The sequence below is a fragment of the Aeromonas sp. 160P genome, assembly GCF_055193095.1.
Genome location: NZ_JBUXKV010000001.1, coordinates 2255229 through 2275632 on the forward strand (window position 1 = coordinate 2255229; position 20404 = coordinate 2275632).

Here is a 20404-nt window from a genome sequence, read left to right on the forward strand (position 1 = left end):
CTTGAAATGGTGGAGGGAGAAGGATTCGAACCTTCGAAGGCAGAGCCGTCAGATTTACAGTCTGATCCCTTTGGCCACTCGGGAACCCCTCCACAAGTGCGAGGCGCATACTAACAGATCTTCCGCTTTTGGGAACCCCCAAGCAAAATTTTTCTATTAAAAGAATTGGATTTGTGGCCGATAACCAATGAAATCGCCATTTTTGAGAGTTATCTCATGCTGCCCAGTTCAATTCGTGATCACTTACTCGTCGATGAGGGGCAGTTGGGGCAACGGCTTAACCGTGACCTGCAACATGGCGACCGGGCGGATTTTCGGCTGCATCTGGCCCTGCTTACCGACGCGGTAGAGGAGCAGCCCTGGTTCGATACCAAGCCGACAGCCAGTACCGATGACCGTGACTGGCGCGCACACTTTGAGCTGAGGCCGAGTGCTGTGCTGGTTGCTGATGATCAGGAGAGCGATTGCTGCGCCATCAATGAGCGGCTACAGCAGGGGGGGAGCATGATGGATGTGCGGCTCTGGCTAGCACTGCAAAGACCAGCCCTGATTACGAAGCCGCCGTTATTTGATGAGGCTGTCTATGACAACCTGTCACCGCTGGCGCGGGAGCGGCTGCAAGGCGCTCTGGCGGTGGTGCCGCGCCAAGAGGATCCGCTGGTCATGCTACCGATCCTTGAGTGCTTGCAACAGGGGGTAGATACCCGTCTGCACTGGCTCGGTTGATGGTGGGCGCACTGACGTGGCTGCCACCTATTCGGTCAATCACAGGCAACAAAAAAGGCGGGATATCCCGCCTTTTTGCACGCTGTCCTTTGTTCTTGAGTGCCACCTTGTTACGCGTCAGCTTCATCCGTTTGCGGCTGATCCTTCAGTCCGGCGTTGGCACGACGGGCAATCGGTTTGGCGGTATGACGGTTGAGTTGGCGCTCCAGTTTTTGTCCCAGTTCATTGATGGCGGCGTAGAGATCCTCATGCTCTGCCTGGGCAAACAGTTTGCCGTTGGGGATGCCAGCACTGGCTTCGACAGTGAACATCAGGCGCTCTTTGGAAACAATCACATGGGGAGTGATGAGAGGTACCTGAAGACGTTCGAGCTTTTCAAAACGTGATTCAATGCGCTCGCGGATAGCCGGGGTAATGTCGATGATTTTGCTGGTGATTTCGATTTTCATATTGGCCCCCTTCGGGTCGTCTTGCTTGTGTCTTCACCTTCAGATTACTCATTGGTAAAGATGAAAATGTGATCTGCGTCACGAAGTTTTGCCTTTGCTATTCAGTAACCTATAAATTGTGATCTTTCTCGGTTTCGTGCCAAAAACAGCTTGAGCTGCATGAAACTGGCAGGCAGTATGACGGGAATAGGATCGTTTCTGTCCCTTCTTGGCAGCACTTCGTGTCGACCTCATGTCCGGTTTCCACTGCTTGATATCGCATGTTTGTACTCTTCCCTCGCAACCTCTGATCTCATGAGCGGATGCAGAGGGCGTTGCTATGCCCGATTGGACATCAAACGTGGTCGGTTGTCTGGTTGGAGTGGTAAATGAAGCAGCAAGCCACGCAGGTCATGTGGTTTTTCAATCGGGAACAGGATCAGTGGAGTCTTTCTGATCAGGGTTCCTACCAACAGTGGCAAGGGGAAGGGAAGCATCCCTGGTCCGAACGCCTGCAACCGGAAGATGAAGCTGGCTTTGCCGACTTTCTCGCCCGGCTCCATGAGTCACATCTGCCGGAACAATTTATCGGTCATCTGAACGATGGCAAGGGTGTTATCAATCATGTGCTCTGGAGCGCCCAGTTTGTGCCCCATCAGCAGGTGTGTTGTGGTTGGTTGGCCCCCCTCGATTCAGTCAACAACGTGGCGAGCTCGTTCAATATCTCCCTGCCGCTGTTACAGACCACCCTGCTGACCCAGCTTGCCCAGGCACTCTCTGCTTGTACCGGACTCGATTTTTTCAGCACCTTGGTGAGTCAACTGGCCCATATCCTCAAGGTGGATGCGGTGTGGGTGGGGGAGTTGAGCGGGGCAGATCGGCTCCGGGTATTGGCCGCCGATGGCCTGGCTCTCAAGGAGTACCCCTTGGCGGGCACCCCTTGTCAGCAACTTTATCAGCAGGGTGCCCTCTGCTGCGATGTCATCGATGAGTCGCAGTGCTACCAGCCCTGGCTGACGGTCGGGAAGACCTACTATGGCCAACCGCTGTTCGATGATCGAGGCCAGCTACTGGGCCATTTAGCACTGCTTTACTCGGCGCCAGCGGAGATAGCCAATCTCAAATCGGTCCTTGATACCTTTTCGGTGCGGATGGTGGCGGAGCTGGAGCGGCTGCAATCCGATGCCCAGATGCGTCTTTCTGCCGTGGCTTTTGAAACTCACGAAGGGATCATCATCACCGATCCGGGGTTCAAGATCCTGCGGGTCAACAATGCCTTTAGCCAGATCACCGGCTTTGACAGCCAGGCGGTGCTGGGGCTGCAGCTGGAAGAGGATCTCTGGCCCAATCTCGGGGGGCTGGGTTATGAGCTCAACACCCTCAGTCGCTGGCAGGGGGAGACCCAGCGTCGCCACGTCGATGGTCACACTTATCCCCAGTGGGAGATAGTGACGCCGGTGCAGGATGAAAAAGGGGTGATCAGCCACTTCGTCATCTGTTTTGAGGATATTTCCGAGCGCAAGGCGGCCGAGAAACGGATCCAGGATCTGGCCTATTACGATGAGCTGACCGGCCTGCCCAATCGCCGCCAGCTGCACGAAACCCTGTTGCAGACCTTCAATGAGGCGACTCGCAATGGCCTGGTCGGGGCGCTGCTTTTTATCGATCTGGATCACTTCAAGACCATCAACGACTCCCTCGGTCACGCCACCGGCGACTGGCTGCTCAAAGAGGTGGCCACTCGCCTCAAACGACTGGTGCGGCAAGGGGATTGTCTGGCGCGCCTCGGCGGAGACGAGTTTGTGCTGCTGCTACCGTCCCTGTCGGCCAGCCCACCGCAAGCCGAGATGCAGGCCGATATAATTGCCGAGCGGCTGATCAGTGAAATTGCGGCCCCCTATACCTATGTGGGGCAGGTATTGCACATCGGCGCGAGTGTCGGTATTACCCTGTTCCCTGATCGGGAGCAGGGGGTTGATGATCTGCTCAAGCAGGCTGATACCGCCATGTATCAGGCCAAATCTGCTGGCCGCAAGACCCGCCGTTTCTTCGATGCCTCGATGCAGCAGCAGGCGGATCGTCGCTTGCTTATTCACAACGAGCTGCGCAATGCCCTCAGTCAGCAGGAGCTGACGCTGTACTATCAACCGCAGCACATGGTGGAGGGGGGCGACATCATTGGTGTCGAGGCGCTGATCCGCTGGCAGCCAGCCGGACGCGCGCTGGTCTCGCCAGCCGAATTTATCCCCATTGCCGAGGAGACGGATCTGATCGTCGACATCGGTAACTGGGTGCTGCACGAGGCGTGTGCCCAATACGTGCTGTGGGAAGAGAACGGCATCCACATTCCGCAGATCTCGGTCAATGTCAGTGCCAAGCAGTTCCACGCCACCGATTTTGTCGAGCGGATCCACGATGTGCTGGCGCAAACCGGCATGGATCCCGCTTGCCTCAATCTGGAGATCACCGAATCCGTGGTGCTCGGCCATGCCGAAGATACGATTAGCAAAATGACTGACCTCAAGGGGTTAGGCATCAGCTTTGCCATCGATGATTTCGGCGCCGGTTACTCCTCCCTGAGCTACCTCAAGCGGTTGCCCGCCGACGAGCTCAAGATTGATCGCTCCTTTATTCAGGACATTCCGAAAGACGGTGACAACATGGCGATTGTCGAGGCGGTGATCGCCATGGCCCGCCATATGGGCTTCAACGTCACGGCGGAAGGGGTCGAGTCCCGCCAGCAGCTGGAGTTTCTCAAGGCACAAGGGTGTCATTTCTATCAGGGCTATCTCGCCTCCAAGCCGTTGCCGGTGCCCTATCTGGAGAAATATGTACAGCGGCTGACCAGACCGGAGCAATTGCGCGAAATACAGCTGAGCGATGCAGAAAAATAGTCCCTTCTCCCCGCTGTAGCGCCGCCCGGCAACGGGTAGAATGAGAGGCAGTAGAACCACCGCCGATAGGCGGTGTATTGCCCTCAATGGAGATGCTCAGTGAAAGCTGTATGGGGAATTATGTTAGCGGCACTGTTTGTGCCGAATCTTATGGCACAAACGGCAGACCAGACCTTATACCGTCAGGCCCATGAGGCTGTACGGGCCAATGATCAGGTCCGCTTTCAGCAAATTCGTGCCCGTTTGACCCATTATCCCCTGTTACCCTATCTCGATTACTATCAGCTTGCCTTTCGCCCGGGGGCTGCCGAGTACAGCGACGTGACCCGCTTTATTCGTCAGCACGGCGACACACCGCAATCGAACCGGCTGGAGCGCAGCTATTTGACCTATCTGGCCCAAAGCCAGCAGTGGTCGCAGTTCTTGCGCTTCTATCCGGCCAAACCGAGCTCCACTGACCTGCTCTGCATGCACTATCAAGCCGGTTATTACACCGGCAAGAAAAACGAGGCATTAAGGGGGGCGGGTGAGTTGTGGATGAGTGGTCAGTCACGCCCCGATGCCTGTTCCCCGTTGTTCCAGCTATGGCAAGGGGCAGGGCTGCGTACTCAGGAGAAGATCTGGCAACGGATGACGCTGGCGTTCGAGGCAGAAAATCCTAATTTGATCAGTCACCTTGGCGCGACCTTGGGGAGCGGATTGCAGCCCTATGGCGATCAGATGGTGACCCTCTTTGCACAGCCCGCCAAGGTGATGAACCCTGCTTACTTCAGCACCAACCCTTACTCTAAAAAGTTGCTGTCACTGGGCTTGGCCCGTTATGCCAATCAGCAGCCGGAATCGGTGCTGCGGCAATTGGCCTTGTATCGTAGCCGGTTTGGCTTGAGCCAGAGTGAGCTCAAGCCCATCGAGCGGGCCATTGCTCGTCGTCTGCTGCTGGATCGCGCCATTGTCCAGCGCAGTTGGGTCGACAGCACGGTGAAAAAGCTGGCGGATCCCGATATCACCGAGCTGCGTGCCCGGTTGGCTATCTGGGAGCAAGACTGGCGTAGCCTGTCCGGTTGGGTGAAATTGATGCCGATGGCCCGCCAGAAAGAGGATCGCTGGCGTTATTGGGCTGCTCGCTCGCTGGAGGAGCAAGGGCAGAAAAAACCGGCCCATGATCTTTATCTCGAAACCGCCAATCTGCGTGGTTTCTATGGTTTTATGGCGGCGCAGCGCACCGGTATACCCTATCGCATGAAAAATCAGAGCGCCAAGCAAGTGCCTGATTGGCGCAGCGCCAGTCAGCGTTGGCCTTTTTTACTGCGGGTACGCGAGCTGTTGTCGATGAACGAGATTACGGCGGCACGCTCGGAGTGGATCCACAATATGGATCGCAATCCGGTGGCCCAGCGCATCGAATTTGGCCATATCGCCCTCAATCAGGGCTGGCATGAACTGGCGATTCTCTCCAGCATCCGTGCCGAGGCGTGGGATGCCCTCGAGCTGCGCTTCCCCAAACCCTACCGACAGACCTTCAGCCAGATAGCGCGGGAGCGTTCGGTTAATATGAGCTTGTTATACGCCATTTCCCGTCAGGAGAGTGCGCTTTATCCCCTGGCACAATCGCCGGTGGGGGCCCGTGGTCTGATGCAGCTGATGCCCGCAACGGCAAAGGAGACCGCAGGCAAGCTGGGGGTGCCTTACCGCAATGAGCAGCAACTGTTTGATCCCGAGCTCAATGTGCGTCTTGGCAGCGCCTATCTCAAGCGGTTGCTGGATGTCTACGACGGCAACCGTATCCTCGCTGCCGCCGCCTACAATGCCGGGCCGGGCAGAGTAAAACGCTGGCGTGACCAGAGTGACAACAAGCCGATGGATGTGTGGGTCGAGAGTATCCCCTACAAGGAGACCCGTAACTACGTGCAGAACGTGTTGTCGTTCGATCTCATCTATCAGCACAAGTTGCAGCAACCGCTGCGCTTTATGTCAGAGCGGGAGCTCAATCACGCCTATTGAGCCGGGTAGTCATCAATGGCCCCGCTGTTTTCATCAGGCTGATGTCTGGGCGCGCGGGGTAATATTGCGTTACCAAGTGAAACATCTCTAGTGACCTGGCGCAGGTAATTGTGCCTGGCCTCAGGGTATACTCGGGCGTCGGTACCGACAGGTTCCCCCACAATAAAGGAATGGATAGTGGCAACGATTAAAGACGTTTCTCAGCTGGCAAATGTGTCTATCTCCACCGTGTCGCGTGTGATTAACAGCACGGCGCAGGTAGCACCAGACAAGCGTGAGGCCGTATTGGCGGCCATGAAGGAACTGAATTTTCGGCCCAACAGTTTTGCTCAGGCGCTGGTGAGCAAGCGCTCTAACTGTATTGGCGTGCTGGTTGGCGATCTCTGTGGCGGCCCTTTCTTTGCCCAGATGATGCGTGGTATCGAAACTATGGTCGACAAGGCCAACAAGTTCACCATAGTGATGTCCGGTAACCACGATATTGCCCGTGAGCGTCATGCCATTCAGGCACTGTTACAACGTCAGTGTGATGCCCTGATCCTGCACAGCAAGGCTCTTCCGGACGAGGAGCTGTGCGAGTTGGCCGCAGGTTCAACCCCCATCGTCTTTATCAACCGCCAGGTCCCCGGTTTTGAAGATCGCTGTGTCTGGCTCGATAACCAGGCCGGTATCACCACCGCGTGCCAGCATCTACTGGATGCCGGGCATAGCAAGATCGCCTTTATTACCTCTGATGACGAGGCGTTTGTCGATGGCCAGCAGCGGATGGCCGGTTACACCCAGACCCTGGCCAGGGCCGGGATCGCGTTTGATCCTGCTCTCATCAGCCGTGCCTTTGCCGACGAAAATGGCGGTTATGTGGCAATGTGTGAGGTACTTGCCCGTGGGGTGGAGTTCACCGCTGTGCTCGGGTTTAACGATGGCATGGTGGCTGGCGCTATCTCTTGCCTGCTGGAGCGCGGTTACAAGATCCCGCAGCAGATTTCTGTGGTCGGGTTTGACGATATTCCCTATGCCCGTTACATCTATCCCAAGCTCACCACGGTGCGCTATCCCATCGAGGAGATGGGCAGTTGCGCCGCAGAATTGGCGCTGCGCCTGCTCGCCCACAAGCCGGTCGATGGCTTGACGCTCAAGTTTGAAGCCCAGCTGGTCGAGCGTGAGTCAGTCGCCTGACGAGCGTCATACTGCGAACAGCAACGTGGCCCCATCGGGGCCACATTCTTATCCAGGTTTTCTGAGGAATAGACCACTCATCCTGCCAAGGCGATCCGCTGCTGGCGGCGAACCTCCACCCCTTCAGCCACCAGATCGAGCAATACCTTCGTCTGTTCCCAGCCGATGCAGCTATCGGTGATCGACTGACCGTAGTGCAGCGGTTTGCTGCCAATCTCCTGACGCCCTTCGCAGATAAAACTTTCTACCATGATGGCGGCGATGGCGTGGCTACCGTCTCCCAGTTGGTCGGCAATATCCCGGGCAACCAGCAGCTGGCGTGCATGCTGTTTCTGGCTGTTACCGTGGCTGCAATCGATCATCAGCCGGGGTGACAGGTGATGCTGGCGCAGCAACTCGCCCGCCGCGGCAACCGCACTGCTCTGGTAGTTGGGCTGGCGGCCACCGCGCAGGATCAGGTGGCAATCGGGGTTGCCATGGCTACGCACCAGCGCCAGCCGCCCGTCACCGGAAGGCTGCGGATAGAGGTGAGCAGCCCGGCTGGCGAGGATCGCCTCGACCGCGATCCTGACGTTGCCATCGGTGCCGTTCTTGAAGCCGATGGGGCAGGGGAGGGCTGAGGCCAGTTGGCGGTGGAGCTGGGATTCGGTGGTGCGTGCGCCAATGGCGCCCCAACTGATGAGATCCCCCAGATAGAGCATGCTGGTGAGATCGAGAAATTCGGTGGCACAGGCGAGCCCCTCTTGCCCAAGCGCCAGCAGTAACTCCCGGGCTTGGCACAGTCCCTTTTCCAGTCGATCGCTCCCGTCGAGGTCGGGATCGAAGATAAATCCTTTCCAGCCCAGCGTCGTGCGCGGTTTTTCGAAATAGGTGCGCATCACCAGTTGTAGCTGATCCCCGTATTGGCCCTGCAGTTCGGCCAGTCGGCCACCATAGTCGCGGGCGGCAGCTGGATCATGAATGGAGCAGGGGCCGATCACCAGCAGCAGGCGATCATCCTCTCCCTGCAGAATATGGCGGGCTTGTTGGCGGCTGCGGGCGATCTGGCGAGTGAGCCGCGCCGGACAGGGTCTGGCCTGCAACATCTCGTCAGGGGTGGGCAGGGTGGCAAGGGGTGAAGCATTCAGAAGTGAGGTGAACATGAGCGATCCTGGTGAAAAATGGAAATCTGCATGCTCTTTGCTGTCCAGTGGGGATCTTCCCCTTATTCTCTTGGTTAACAGAGCGCGGGCATGGGCCCGCGCTGCTGTTATCGGCCTTGGCTGCCTTAGAAGCGGGCCGAGCCGCTGACGTAGTAGCTGCGACCCGGTTCGACATTCTGGAAGAGGGTATCTTTCTCTTGCAGGCGCACGTCGGTCAGGTTGTTGATCCCCAGTCGCAGGTCAAAGTTCTCGGTGACCTTGAAGCCGGTGCCGAGATCGAAGGTCTGATAGCTGGGCAGCTTGTACAGCACGACAGCCTTGTTGACGGTCTGCTCGGCAAACTGGGTGCCGGTGTAGGTAGTGCCGACAAAGGCATTGAGCCGCTCGGTGGCCTGCCAGGTGATCTTGGCGTTGGCCTTGTGCTCCGGTCGCTCGGGCAGAGCCTGACCCTGATCGCCCTCAGCCTTGAGGTAGGTGTAGTTGGCGCCGAGGTTGATATCGTCCGTCAGATCGAGTTTGCCGGTCAGCTCCAGCCCCTTGGTGGTGGCCTTCTCCAGGTTGTACCAGGTGCGGTCAGTGGAGTTCGGTAACTGCTTAAAGGTGAGCATGTCGTCGATATCTGAGTAGAACAGGGTGGCGCTGGTCTCCCAGATCCCTTGTCCTGCGATGACACCCAGCTCGTAGTTGGTGCTGGTCTCGGGCTTGACCTTGTCGCTACCGTAGATGCGGCAGCTGCCGCCGCAGCTCTCGATGCTGTAGCCATTGGAATACTGGTGTGGTGCCGGGGCCTTGAAGGCCTGGCTGACGCCGCCCTTGACGGTCACCACCTCGTTCAGCTCATAGACCAGATAGCCGCGCGGGGTGAAGTGGCTGCCGTAGATCTCGTGATGATCGTAACGACCACCGAGCGTGAAGGTCAGGCTGTCGGTCAGGCCGATCTCGTCCTGGGCGAACAGCGCCTCCTGGGAGTGACTCTCCTTGCCGCCGATATCCTTGTAGCTCACCGCATCCACCAGCTCCCGATCCAGATATTCACCACCCAAGGTCAGGTAGTGGTTGGCCAGCGCCAGGTTGGTATAGCCCTTGAGGGTCAAGGTGTTCTCTTCCAGCTCCCGCTGCTGCGGGGCAGAGTAGCTGGTGTTGAAGTCGTCGATCTGGGAGGTCTCGTAGTTGGCCATGACGGTGGTGTCACCCCAGCTCCAGTTCCCCTTGTGGGTCAGACCAAACAGGTTGCGATCGTTTTGCTGCTGGCGACTGTGCACCTTGTTGCCGGTCTTGCGGAAGATATCGAGAGGCCGATCATCCTGGTTGTAGAGGTAATCCAGCTCGAAGCGTTGCTGCTCATCCACCAGCCAGCTCAGGGTAGAGGCGAAGTTGCGGGTCTGCTTGGCTTCGATCAGGGGGATGCCATCGGCTGCTTCGGTGGGGGTCCATGCCTGACGGTCATACACTTCGCCATTCATCCGGATCAGCAGGTTGTCGGTCAGCGGGCCGGTAAAGCCCAGGTTGGTTCTGTGCTGATCGCCGCCATCCTTGCCCTCGATGGCCTTGAAGTCGGCATCGGCCGCCCCTTGCCAGGTTTTGCCCGGCTGCTTGGTGATGATATTGATGACACCCCCGATGGCATCGGAGCCGTAAAGGGCCGACATGGGGCCACGGATCACCTCGACCCGCTGGATCATGCCAAGGGGCATCGGGGTGTTGTCGAAGTTGCCGCCGCGCCACAGGGCATTGGAGGAGGAGAGGCGTTTGCCATCCACCAGCACTAGCGTGTACTTGCCCGACATGCCGCGAATGCCGATATCGCTGCGGCCATTGGTGTCAGCTTCAGCCTGAATGCCCACTTCGTGGCGCAGCAGATCGGCAAGGTCATTGACTGGCGCGGCGGCGATCTGTTCGGCCGTGATGACAGAGATAGAGGCGGGGGCCGAGCGGGTATTGTGCGCCGTGGTGGTGACGGTGATCACCTCATCGGCTTGAGGGGCGTTGCTGGCGGCGATCGCTTGCTGGGTCAGCAGAGTGACGATGGTGGTGGCCAGCAGGCTGGGAGCAATAAAACGGGAGGTTGAGGATTTCATTATTTACATCTTCCATAATATACAAATGATAAGCGTTATCATTATCAAATTGAATTTGCTCCGATCGCAACTCTTTTTTATCGGCGAAGTTAAGTTTCGTTCGTCACCTTCTTTTGACTAAAAAGAAGTTAATGAAATTGATTCTCATTTGCATTGATCGTTTTTTCGCTCCTTGTTAGGATGCCGTTCACCCTGATATCTGATGAGTCAAATGACTCACCTCAAGTCGTGTCAGGCAGTGATTCATTCCAAGGAGTAGCACCGTCATGTGTGACCATGCACTGGAAGGAGAGTGGCCCGCAGCAACTGCCGGGCTGGATAAAGCGTGCTGTTTTGCCAGCGGTGACAGGGTGCTGGTCGCCTCCGGTATCCACGACAGTTTTATCGGCATCCCGCCGGAGAAGCTGCTCGCCCATCTGCGTCAGTTGCGCCAGCAGGGGATGGTCAATCCCATCGCCATCGGCGCCATTCCGTTTGATACCCAATCCCCCTGGCATCTGGTGATCCCGGCGCAATCGCAGTGGGTCAAACGGGATGCACTGTTACCCACCCGCTGTTGCCAGCTCCATGGCGAGGTGAGCGAAGTAACGGGCGCTGCCCACTATCAGGGGGCGGTGCGGGCAGCGTTGCAGCAGTTCAGCGAGGGTCAGCTCGAGAAGGTGGTGCTGTCGCGCGCCATCGACGTGCAGAGCGCAGAGCAGACCTCACCCGCACACGCCTATGGCTCTCTGCTGGCCCAGAATCCGGGCGCCTATGTGTTCCAGATCCCGCTGCCGGAGGGGGAGACCCTGCTTGGTGCGAGCCCCGAGCTGCTGGTATCGCGCAGCGAGATGGCGGTGGTGAGCAATCCATTGGCGGGCTCCCGTCCGCGCCATGCTTTTCCTGATCAACAGGCGGCCAGTGCCGAGCTGCTGGGGGCCCAGAAGGATCGCTATGAACATGCGCTGGTGGCCGATGCGGTCGCCGCCGCCCTCACTCCCTTCTGCCGCGAGCTGGATGTCCCTCTGGAGCCGCAGGTGATCGCCACTCCTACCATGTGGCACCTCTCGACCCGCATCGCCGGGCGGCTCCATGAGCCTTCTCCCGTACTGGCACTGGCGCTGGCGTTGCACCCGACACCGGCGGTGTGCGGCACGCCGCTCTCGGCTGCGCGTCAGGCCATCGCCCGGCTTGAGGGATACGATCGCCGCTTCTACTGTGGCGCCGTCGGCTGGATGGATGCTGATGGCAATGGCGAGTGGGTAGTCACCATTCGCTGTGGCGTGCTGGCTGGCCGGCAACTGCGGCTCTATGCCGGCGCCGGGGTAGTGGTGGGCTCTTCGCCGGAAGCTGAGTGGCAAGAGACCGCCGCCAAGCTCGGCACCATGCTGCGCGCCTTCGGCCTCGAGAGCCGGGAGCCGGAGGTGACAACATGAAGCCGCTGGTGCCTTTTACCCCTTGGCCCGCCGAGCTGGCTGCCCACTACCGGGCACAAGGTTGGTGGCGCGGGCAACCGCTCACCGCCCTGCTCGATGACGCTGCCGAGCGCTATTCCGAGCGCACGGCCCTGATCTGCGGTGAACGTACCCTCAGCTATGGCCAGTTAAAGCGTGAGGTCGATACGCTGGCGGCGCGGCTGGCGGCACGCGGGCTGGGTCATGGCGATACCGCGCTGGTGCAGTTGCCCAATTGCGCCGAGTTATATATCTGCTGGTTTGCCCTGATCCGCTGTGGTGTGGTGGCAGTGCATGCCCTCTACAGCCATCAGCGGCGCGAGCTGGTGGCCTTTGCCCGCCAGATTGAGCCCGCCTTGCTGGTACTAACCCCCTCCCATTCCGGCTTTGCCGGTGAAGCGGGGAGCCTGGCGGCCCTTGATGAGCTGGTGCCGCCCTCCTGCCAGACACTGCTTTTCGAGCAGGCTGAAGGGGGTGGTCTTCAGTCAGGATTTGCATGGCGCAAGCCTGAAACCATGGCCCGTGCTGATGGTTCGCCGCTGGCGGCCATCGCGCCAACTCCTACCCCGGCCGATCAGGTCGCCTTTTTCCAGCTCTCCGGCGGCAGCACCGGCACCCCCAAACTGATCCCTCGCACCCACGATGACTATGGCTACAGCGTGCGCCAGAGCGTGGCGGTATGCGGCTGGGATGAGCGGGTGGTCTATCTCTGTGCCCTGCCGGCACCCCACAACTTTCCCCTGAGCTCCCCCGGCGCACTCGGAGTGTTTTATGCCGGTGGCAACGTGGTGCTGGCAAAAGATCCCTCTGCGGCAACCTGTCTGCCGCTGGTGCAGCGTCATCAGGTCAACTGGGCGGCACTGGTGCCACCGGCTCTGGCGCTCTGGCTGGAGGCGGCCAGCCACTATCCGCAGACCTCTCTGGAGTGTGTGCAGGTGGGCGGGGCGCGCCTCAGCCCGGCTCACGCCGAGGCGGTGGCGAGCCGCCTTGGCTGCCGCTTGCAGCAGGTGTTCGGCATGGCCGAGGGGCTGGTCAACTACACCCGCACCGAGGATGACCACTGGCACATCGTCAATACCCAGGGCCGCCCGATGAGCCCGGGCGACGAGGTGGAGGTGCGAGGCAGCGACGGGCGCCCCTTGCCCGATGGTGAGTGTGGCGAGCTCTGGACGCGCGGCCCCTACACCTTTCGCGGCTACTTCAAGGCCGATGCCCACAATCACCGCGCCTTCGACCGGGACGGTTTCTACTGCACCGGCGATCTGGTCTGCCGCTTGCCCAGCGGCCATCTGATGGTGGTGGGGCGCAACAAGGATCAGATCAACCGGGGCGGGGAGAAGATCGATGCCCTCGAAATTGAAGAGCTGCTGATTACCCATCCCGATGTGCGGCAGGCGGCGCTGGTCGCCATGCCCGACCTCATGCTCGGGGAGCGCAGCTGCGCCTTTCTGATGTGCCGCGAGCCCCTTAATCTGCCCCGCTTGCGCCGTTTCCTGCGCGAGCAGGGGGTGGCCGATTACAAACTGCCCGATCGCTTGGTGCTGGTGGCGCAACTGCCCCACACCCCGGTCGGCAAGATAGACAAACAGACGCTGCGCGAGCAGCTCGCCAAGGAGTGTGCATGACCATTCAATCCCTCGCTGCCTATCAGTTGCCCACCGCCGAGGAGCTGCCCACCGGGCGGGTGAACTGGCCCTTCGAACCGGGCCGCGCTGCCTTGCTGGTCCACGATATGCAGCACTATTTCGTCGATTTCTACGGGCCAGACAATCCGCTGATCAATCAGGTCATCGACCATATCGCCACCCTGATCCGTCAGGCGCGTGCTCTCGGCATGCCGGTGGTCTATACCGCCCAGCCCGCCGAACAGAGTCAGGCCGATCGCGCCCTGCTCAATGACATGTGGGGGCCGGGGTTGACCCGAGCGCCGGAGCGTCAACCGATAGTTCCGGCGCTGGCCCCCGAGCCGCAGGATACGGTGCTGACCAAGTGGCGCTACAGCGCTTTTTACCGCTCACCGCTGGCCGAGCTGATGGCCGAATGGGGGCGGGATCAGCTGGTGATCTGCGGCATCTATGGCCATATCGGGGTGATGCAGACGGCGGTCGACGCCTTTATGCGCGACATCCGCCCCTTCCTGGTGGCAGATGCCATCGCCGACTTCTCCCGCGAAGATCATCTGCTGGCGCTCTCCTACGTCAGTCGCAATGCCGGTCGGGTGATCACGGTCGCCGAAGTGATGGCGGCAGCCAGTAAACGCCCCCTGACTCGCGAGTCACTGCGTGATCTGCTGTTGGCGCGGTTGCCCGCCGAGATGCAGCAGGAGCAGCCCACCGAGGATGACAACCTGCTCGACTACGGTCTCGACTCGCTGGCGGTGATGGGGCTGGTGGAAGAGTGGCGTCAGCAGGGGCTGGTGGTGGAGCTGGCCGAGCTGGCCCGCACGCCGACCCTGGCTCACTGGTGGTGGCTTCTCTCCCGTCAGCTTCACGTCAGTCAGCACAATGTCAGCCAGCTCAATGTCAGTCAGGCCAATGCTCATCAGGTCAATGAGGGTCACGTCACCGAGCCGGAGTGCACCCCATGAGCGAGTGGCAAGGCAGAACAGTCTGGGTGACCGGCGCGGCGCAGGGAATTGGCCACTCGGTGGCGCGCACCTTCGCCGAGGCGGGAGCCAGCGTGGTGGCACTCGATCTGCAACTGGCCGAGGCGCTACCCGGCAACGTGAAGGGGGTGGTGATCGATGTGAGCGACAGCCAGGCCGTGACCCGCTGCTGCGAACAGCTGCTGGGCGAGGGGCTGGGGCCCGATGTGCTGGTCAATGTCGCCGGTGTACTGGCGACCGGCAGGCTCGATGAGGTGGATGACGCCCTCTTGTTGCGCACCTTCGCCGTCAATACCTTCGCCCCCTTCTACCTGATGCGGGCCCTGACCCCCTGGTTTCAGGGGCGGCGAAGGGGCGCCATCGTCAATGTCTCCTCCAATGCCGGTCGGGTGCCGCGAGTGGGGATGGGCATCTATGGCGCCTCCAAGGCGGCGCTGACCAGCCTGACCCAAACGGCAGGCTTGGAACTCGCTCCCTATGGGGTGCGCTGCAATCTGGTGTCGCCGGGCTCGACCCGTACCCCCATGCTGTACGGCATGTGGCAGGAGGGGGAGGCGGAGCAACGAGAGGGAGAGCAGCGCACCATCGCGGGTCTGCCCGAGCAGTTCAAGTTGGGGATCCCCCTTGGCAAACTTGGGACGCCGGCCGAGGTGGCCGCCTGCGTGCTGTTTCTTGCCTCCGATGCCGCCAGCCATATCACCCTGCAGGATCTGGTGGTCGATGGCGGTGCCACCCTGGGGGTCTAGCCCGCGCGCTGCCGATCTGGCAGGCGTGACACTCTCTTTATGGAGGAGGCCTGGCCTCCTCGCTTTTCAGCCATGCGAGCAGGGGCAAGTCACTGCTCGCTCGATCTTTGCGCAAGGACATTCCCATGGAACAGACAATGGCGATGCGCGCCACCCACCAGCCTGGTGATCACCCGCGCTGGCCGCTTACCACCGCTCAGGCGGGCATCTGGTTCGCCCAGCAAAAAAACCCGCAGAGCCCGGCCTGCAATACCGGTGAGTACTGGCTGCTGGAGGGGGCGCTGGCCGCCCATTATTTCACCCGTGCGGTGCGCCAGACCATCGACGAGATCCCCGGTCTGCACTGCGCCTTTGTGACCACTGCCGATGGCCCGCAAATGGTAGCTAATCCCGCCTGCTGGCAGCTGGCCGAGCGGGATCTGCGCAGCGAAGCCGACCCGCTCGCAGTTGCACAGGCCGAGATGCGTGCGCAGCTGGCCGTTCCCTTCAATCTGGCCGTGGGGCCGCTGTTTGCCACCACCCTCTATCGCCTTGCCGAGGGGCAGTGGGCCTGGTTTATCGCCGTGCACCATATCGCCATCGACGGCTTTGGCCTGAGCCTGCTCTGCCAGCGGGTGGCAAATTGGTATGAGGCGCTCTGTGCGGGCGAGCAACCGGCACCCTGCCATTATGCATCCCAGCAAGAGCTGCTGGCCGAGGAGGGGGCTTATCAGGATTCGCCGCGCGCCGCACGGGATCGCGATTTCTTCGTGCAGCAGCTGGCCAGGGTTGAGAACCCGGCGTCGCTCTCCCGCCGTCCGGCGCAAGGGCCGGGCCCCACTTATCGTTTCGAACAGCGGCTGGTTGGCCGCCAGTGGCAGGCATTGGTGGCGCGGGCCAGTCGCTCGGCCTGTCACCCCTACAGCTTGCTACTGGCGGCGGTGGCCAGCTATGTGCAGCGGATGAGCGGTGCTGGCGAGGTGGTGCTGGGTATTCCGCTGATGGGGCGGCTGGGCTCAGCGGCGGCCGATACCCCCTGCATGAAGGTCAATGTGCTGCCCCTGCGTATCGAGCTGAGTGGCACCAGCCGGGTAGGGGAGTGGCTGGCGCAGGTTGAGCGGCAATTTGCCGCCCTGCGCCGCTATCAGGGCTGCCGTCAGGAGTGGTTGCAACAGCGTCAGGCGGGCCAGCCGCTGTTTGGCCCTCAGGTCAACCTGATGCCCTTTGCCCGCACTCTGACCTTTGGTGAAGGACACAACCAAGTTCGTGGCGAGGTACAGGTGCTGGCGGCGGGGCCGGTGGAGGAGTGTGCCTTCTACTTTGCCGAGGAGGCAGGCGCTATGACCCTGACCCTCGAAGCACATCAGGGGCGCTTCAGCCAACAGGAGAGTGAACGTCATCTGGCCCGACTGCTGGCCTATCTGGCGGCCTGGAGTGAGGCGGATGACGAGGCCCTGGCGGTGCGTTTGCCGCTGCTGCTGCCTTGCGAGCAGGCTGAGCTGGCGCGCTGGAACCAAACCGACCATCCGTTGCCGACCACCACCCTGAGCGCACTGCTGGCCGAGGGGCTGGCGGCGGCAGATCAGAGCTCCATCGCGCTGGAGTGTGGCGCCGAGCGTTGGAGTGTGGCCCAGCTGCGCCAGCGCACCCGCCAGCTGGCCAGCTATCTGGCGGGGAGGGGCGTGGGCCCCGGTTGCCGGGTTGCGGTGGTGATCCCGCGCTCTCCCGAGCTGATCCTCGCCCAGCAGGTAATCATGGCGGTGGGGGCCGTCTATGTGCCCGTTGATCCGGACTATCCGGCGGAGCGGATCGGCTACATTCTGGCCAGTAGCGATCCCGCGCTGGTGTTGACCAGCCATACGCTTCAGATGCCGCTCGATGTGGCCGTACCACTTGTCTGCCTCGATGCCCCCGGTGTGGCAGAGCAGCTGGCGACGATAGAAGTGGCGGCGATAGCACCTTGCAATCTGCCAGCCCCCAGGCCGGAAGATGCGGCCTACATCATCTACACCTCCGGCTCGACCGGTCGGCCCAAAGGGGTGGTGGTGAGCCACGGCGCCATCGTCAACCGGCTGATCTGGATGCAGCACATGTATCCTATCGGCCCGGCGGATCGGGTGCTGCAAAAGACCCCGGCCGGTTTCGATGTCTCCATCTGGGAGTTCTTCTGGCCCTTTATGACCGGTGCGCGGCTGGTGCTCGCCAAACCGGGGGGGCACAAGGATCCCGCCTACCTTGCCGAGCTGATTGAGCAGGCTGGGATCACCACCTTGCACTTTGTCCCCTCCATGCTGCAGATCTTCGTCGCGCAGGCCGAGCCTGCCCGTTGCCGCGCCCTGCGGCAAGTATTCTGCTCCGGTGAGGCGCTGCCCGCGGATCTGGTGCCGCGCTGGTATGGGGCATTTTCAGCCCCCCTGCACAATCTCTATGGCCCGACCGAGGCGGCGGTGGATGTCACCTGGTATCCCTGCCGGGCAGATGAGGCGGTGACCAGCGTGCCCATTGGCTATCCGGTCTGGAATACCTGCATCCACATTCTCGACCCCTGGTTACAGCCGGTGCCCCCCGGTGTGGCGGGGGAGCTCTGGATCGGTGGCGTGCAGGTGGCGGATGGCTACTTTGGCCAGCCCGAGCTCACCGCCGAGCGCTTTATTGCCAACCCCTTCGGGGCGGGGCGGCTCTATCGCAGCGGCGATCTGGCCGCCTGGCGCGAGGATGGCGCCATCGAGTATCTGGGGCGCCTCGATTTTCAGGTGAAGATCCGCGGTCAACGCATCGAACTGGAGGAGATCGAGCATGTGCTGCTGCGCCATCCCCTAGTGGCGCAAGCTGTGGTGCTGGCCCCCGAATTTGCCCCCGGCGATCGCCGTCTGGTGGCCTATGTGGTGGCCGCAGATAGCAGAGAGCTGACGCTGGCCGAGCTGACGCCCGCCCTTGGCGCTGCCTTGCCCGACTACATGGTGCCGGGGCTGTTGGTGACCCTGGCCGAGCTGCCGCTCACCCCCAATGGCAAGCTGGATCGCAAGGGGCTGCCGTTGCCCGATATGGCGTCAGTGGTCGGTCAGTCATTGCCGAAAACCCTGCTGGAGGAGCGGCTCTGTCGCCTCTTCGCCGAGCTGCTGGGGCTGGCACGGGTCGGCGCCGACGATAACTTCTTTGCCCTCGGCGGCCACTCCCTGCTGGCGGCGCAGCTGGTGGTGCGTATTGAGGAATCAATCGGACAGGATCTCACTCTGGCCAGCCTGTTCGAAGCGCCGAGCCCCGCCCTGCTGGCGCGCCGTCTTGGCGGCGAGCGGGAGGCCATGCCCATGCTGTTGCCCCTGCGGGCGCCCAGTGCGCAGTCGGGCGCATCAGGCCCCACCCTCTTTTGCGTCCATCCCGCCGGTGGGCTCGGTTGGTGTTATGCGCCGCTGGTGCCCCATCTGCCGGCCGACATGGCGGTCTATGCCCTGCAGGCGCGGGCACTCTGCCAGCCGGATGCCCCGCTGCCCGACAGCTTCGACGAGCTGGCCCTCGACTATGTGACCGAACTGCGTCGTCAGCAGAGCGAGGGGCCCTACTGGCTGCTCGGCTGGTCGCTCGGGGGTATGCTGGTGCACCGGATGGCCGCCATGCTGCAAGAGCAGGGACAAGAGGTGGCCATGGTACTGCTGCTCGATGCCTACCCCTGTCAACAGTGGCAGACCCAGCCGTTGCCCGACGAACAGCGGATGCTTGATGCGCTGCTGCGGATGGGGGGCATTGCGGTTGCGGACGAGGCGCTGGATTCCCTCACTCGTGACGAGGTGGTGGCCCGGCTGGGGGCGGAGGGGAGTGCGCTGGCCATGCTCGACGAGCAGGTGGTGAGCGCCATGATTGAGCTGGTTGGCCACAACAACCGGCTGATCCGTGAGCCGGTCGACTACTGCTATCACGGGGAGGTGATCTTTATCGAGGCGTTAGCCTCCCGCCAGCCCTGGCTGGATGGGCGCGGCTGGGCGTCGCTGACAAAAGGTGAAATCCGCTATGAGCGCTTCCCCTGCCTGCATCAGGAGATGGTGCATCCCGACTGGCTGGCAAAGATAGGCGCCCTTATTTGTGAGCGGGTCGATGGGGTCGGGCAACAACCGCACATCCGGCAGGAGGGCGACGCATGACCCCGGTTGCCGCCATCCGGGAAGCCTTGCTGGCGGGCAAGCTGGTGGGGCTGGGGGAGCCGCATTGGCATCCGGATTTTATCCGGCGCCAGCACGCCTGGCTGTGCGATCCGGCGCTCTGGGGAATCATGACCGATCTGGTGCTGGAGTGCGGCAACCGCCGCCATCAGGGGCTGCTCGATGCCTGGCTGGCGGGGGAGGAGTACTGGCAGGGGGAGCCGCTGACGCTGGCACGGCTCTATCCGGTCTGGCTCGACTCCAGCGCCTTTCCCGCCTGGATGGCCCTCGAGTTTCCGGCTCTCTTCACCGCCCTGCGCCAGAGCAATCTGGTGCGCCCTGCACATGTGCGGCTGCGGGTGCATCTCTGCGAGCCCTCATTCGAGTGGCAGAAGATGAGCCCGGAACGGTGGCAGCAGCACAACAGGGGGCGGGATCAGGCGCTGGCCGACCATCTGTTTACTCTTCCCTCGCGCGGGGTGGTGGTGCTGGCGGGGGCGCGCCATCTGCTCAAAGCTGCAGGGGATCCGCACTTTACGCAGCCGACCCTGGGCCAGTTGCTGGAAGCGGCACGGCCGGGTTGGCTGCAGGTGCTTCACCCCTGGCCAATGGTTGATGAGATGGGAGATGAGGAGGAGAGGGTGAGCGAACTGGCCGGGATCGCGACGGCCGACCTCTATCCCCACTGGCCGGAACATCCACCGCTGGAGACCCTCATCGACAGGCTGGTGCGCGTGGCTGACAGGGGGCGGGAGATGCGAATTTGCCCTACCTTGCTGGCCGAACCCTGGCGCCGCCACTTGCTGAGTCGCGCTCACCTGCTGCCAGCCGGCATGGCCCGCCAGCTGCAACACTGGCTGGCGTAACTGCTGGCTGGCGTAACTGCTGGTTGGAGTAACCGCTGACTTGAGTAACTCAAGGGGGAGCCAGGCTCCCCTTTTCCACAGTTGGCATCCTGTCTTCAGCGCTGCAAAGTTGCACCATTTACGGCATACCTTGCCACTCATCGCCGAAAATTCAGCTCCTTCGCTACTTTAAAGAAGTTTCTACTGGTCTTACCTGA

Annotated in this window: 13 protein-coding genes and 1 tRNA gene; 10 read left to right on the plus strand and 4 right to left on the minus strand. The window is 61.2% G+C overall.

From position 1 onward, the window contains the following. Positions 1-7: 7 nt before the first annotated feature. A tRNA-Tyr gene (locus ACY8FN_RS10745) sits at positions 8-92 on the minus strand. Between the two features lie 124 nt (positions 93-216). Between ACY8FN_RS10745 and ACY8FN_RS10750 the strand changes: the two genes are divergently transcribed. Further along, positions 217-726: a VC2046/SO_2500 family protein gene (locus ACY8FN_RS10750; protein ID WP_463100004.1), complete on the plus strand. Its 510-nt coding sequence runs from the start codon at positions 217-219 to the stop codon at positions 724-726. 110 nt (positions 727-836) lie between these two features. Here the strand turns inward: ACY8FN_RS10750 and hpf are convergent, their stop codons facing one another. Further along, complete coding sequence (hpf, locus tag ACY8FN_RS10755; protein WP_042021257.1) at positions 837-1175, minus strand: ribosome hibernation-promoting factor, HPF/YfiA family; 339 nt, start codon at positions 1173-1175, stop codon at positions 837-839. A 368-nt stretch (positions 1176-1543) separates the two neighbouring features. Here hpf and ACY8FN_RS10760 point away from each other — a divergent pair, with 368 nt between their 5' ends. The 3 genes from ACY8FN_RS10760 (at position 1544) to ACY8FN_RS10770 (ending at position 7225) form a co-directional block, all read left to right on the plus strand. Continuing rightward, a complete protein-coding gene (locus ACY8FN_RS10760; protein WP_463100005.1) occupies positions 1544-4048 on the plus strand; it encodes a putative bifunctional diguanylate cyclase/phosphodiesterase in 2505 nt (834 codons plus the stop codon). A 99-nt stretch (positions 4049-4147) separates the two neighbouring features. After that, on the plus strand, positions 4148-6049 hold the full coding sequence (locus ACY8FN_RS10765; protein WP_139694257.1) for a transglycosylase SLT domain-containing protein: 1902 nt from the start codon (positions 4148-4150) through the stop codon (positions 6047-6049). 177 nt (positions 6050-6226) lie between these two features. Next, positions 6227-7225 carry a LacI family DNA-binding transcriptional regulator gene (locus ACY8FN_RS10770; RefSeq protein WP_139694256.1) on the plus strand — a complete coding sequence of 333 codons (999 nt, stop codon included), beginning with the start codon at positions 6227-6229 and terminating at the stop codon, positions 7223-7225. A gap of 77 nt (positions 7226-7302) precedes the next feature. Here the strand turns inward: ACY8FN_RS10770 and ACY8FN_RS10775 are convergent, their stop codons facing one another. Together ACY8FN_RS10775 and ACY8FN_RS10780 are read right to left on the minus strand one after the other, a co-directional pair. Continuing rightward, positions 7303-8367, minus strand: a complete 1065-nt coding sequence (locus ACY8FN_RS10775) for a 3-deoxy-7-phosphoheptulonate synthase (RefSeq protein ID WP_463100006.1) — start codon at positions 8365-8367, stop codon at positions 7303-7305. 125 nt (positions 8368-8492) lie between these two features. Continuing rightward, positions 8493-10445 (minus strand): TonB-dependent receptor domain-containing protein, encoded by a 1953-nt coding sequence (locus tag ACY8FN_RS10780; RefSeq protein WP_463100007.1) that lies wholly within the window; start codon positions 10443-10445, stop codon positions 8493-8495. Between the two features lie 266 nt (positions 10446-10711). Between ACY8FN_RS10780 and ACY8FN_RS10785 the strand changes: the two genes are divergently transcribed. The 6 genes from ACY8FN_RS10785 (at position 10712) to ACY8FN_RS10810 (ending at position 20207) form a co-directional block, all read left to right on the plus strand. Then, the gene (locus ACY8FN_RS10785) at positions 10712-11860 is read left to right on the plus strand and encodes an isochorismate synthase (RefSeq protein WP_463100008.1); all 1149 of its coding nucleotides are present in this window, start codon (positions 10712-10714) and stop codon (positions 11858-11860) included. Next, positions 11857-13503, plus strand: a complete 1647-nt coding sequence (locus ACY8FN_RS10790; protein WP_463100009.1) for a (2,3-dihydroxybenzoyl)adenylate synthase — start codon at positions 11857-11859, stop codon at positions 13501-13503. Before ACY8FN_RS10785 ends, ACY8FN_RS10790 begins: the two co-directional genes overlap by 4 nt. Further along, entirely contained in the window at positions 13500-14465 is a 966-nt protein-coding gene (locus tag ACY8FN_RS10795) for an isochorismatase family protein (protein WP_463100010.1), read from the plus strand. Before ACY8FN_RS10790 ends, ACY8FN_RS10795 begins: the two co-directional genes overlap by 4 nt. Beyond that, a complete protein-coding gene (gene dhbA, locus ACY8FN_RS10800; RefSeq protein WP_463100011.1) occupies positions 14462-15229 on the plus strand; it encodes a 2,3-dihydro-2,3-dihydroxybenzoate dehydrogenase in 768 nt (255 codons plus the stop codon). The genes ACY8FN_RS10795 and dhbA overlap by 4 nt, the downstream gene beginning before the upstream one ends. A gap of 125 nt (positions 15230-15354) precedes the next feature. Then, positions 15355-19344 carry an amino acid adenylation domain-containing protein gene (locus tag ACY8FN_RS10805; protein ID WP_463100012.1) on the plus strand — a complete coding sequence of 1330 codons (3990 nt, stop codon included), beginning with the start codon at positions 15355-15357 and terminating at the stop codon, positions 19342-19344. Further along, positions 19341-20207: a hypothetical protein gene (locus tag ACY8FN_RS10810; protein ID WP_463100013.1), complete on the plus strand. Its 867-nt coding sequence runs from the start codon at positions 19341-19343 to the stop codon at positions 20205-20207. Before ACY8FN_RS10805 ends, ACY8FN_RS10810 begins: the two co-directional genes overlap by 4 nt. The last annotated feature ends 197 nt before the right edge of the window (positions 20208-20404 follow it).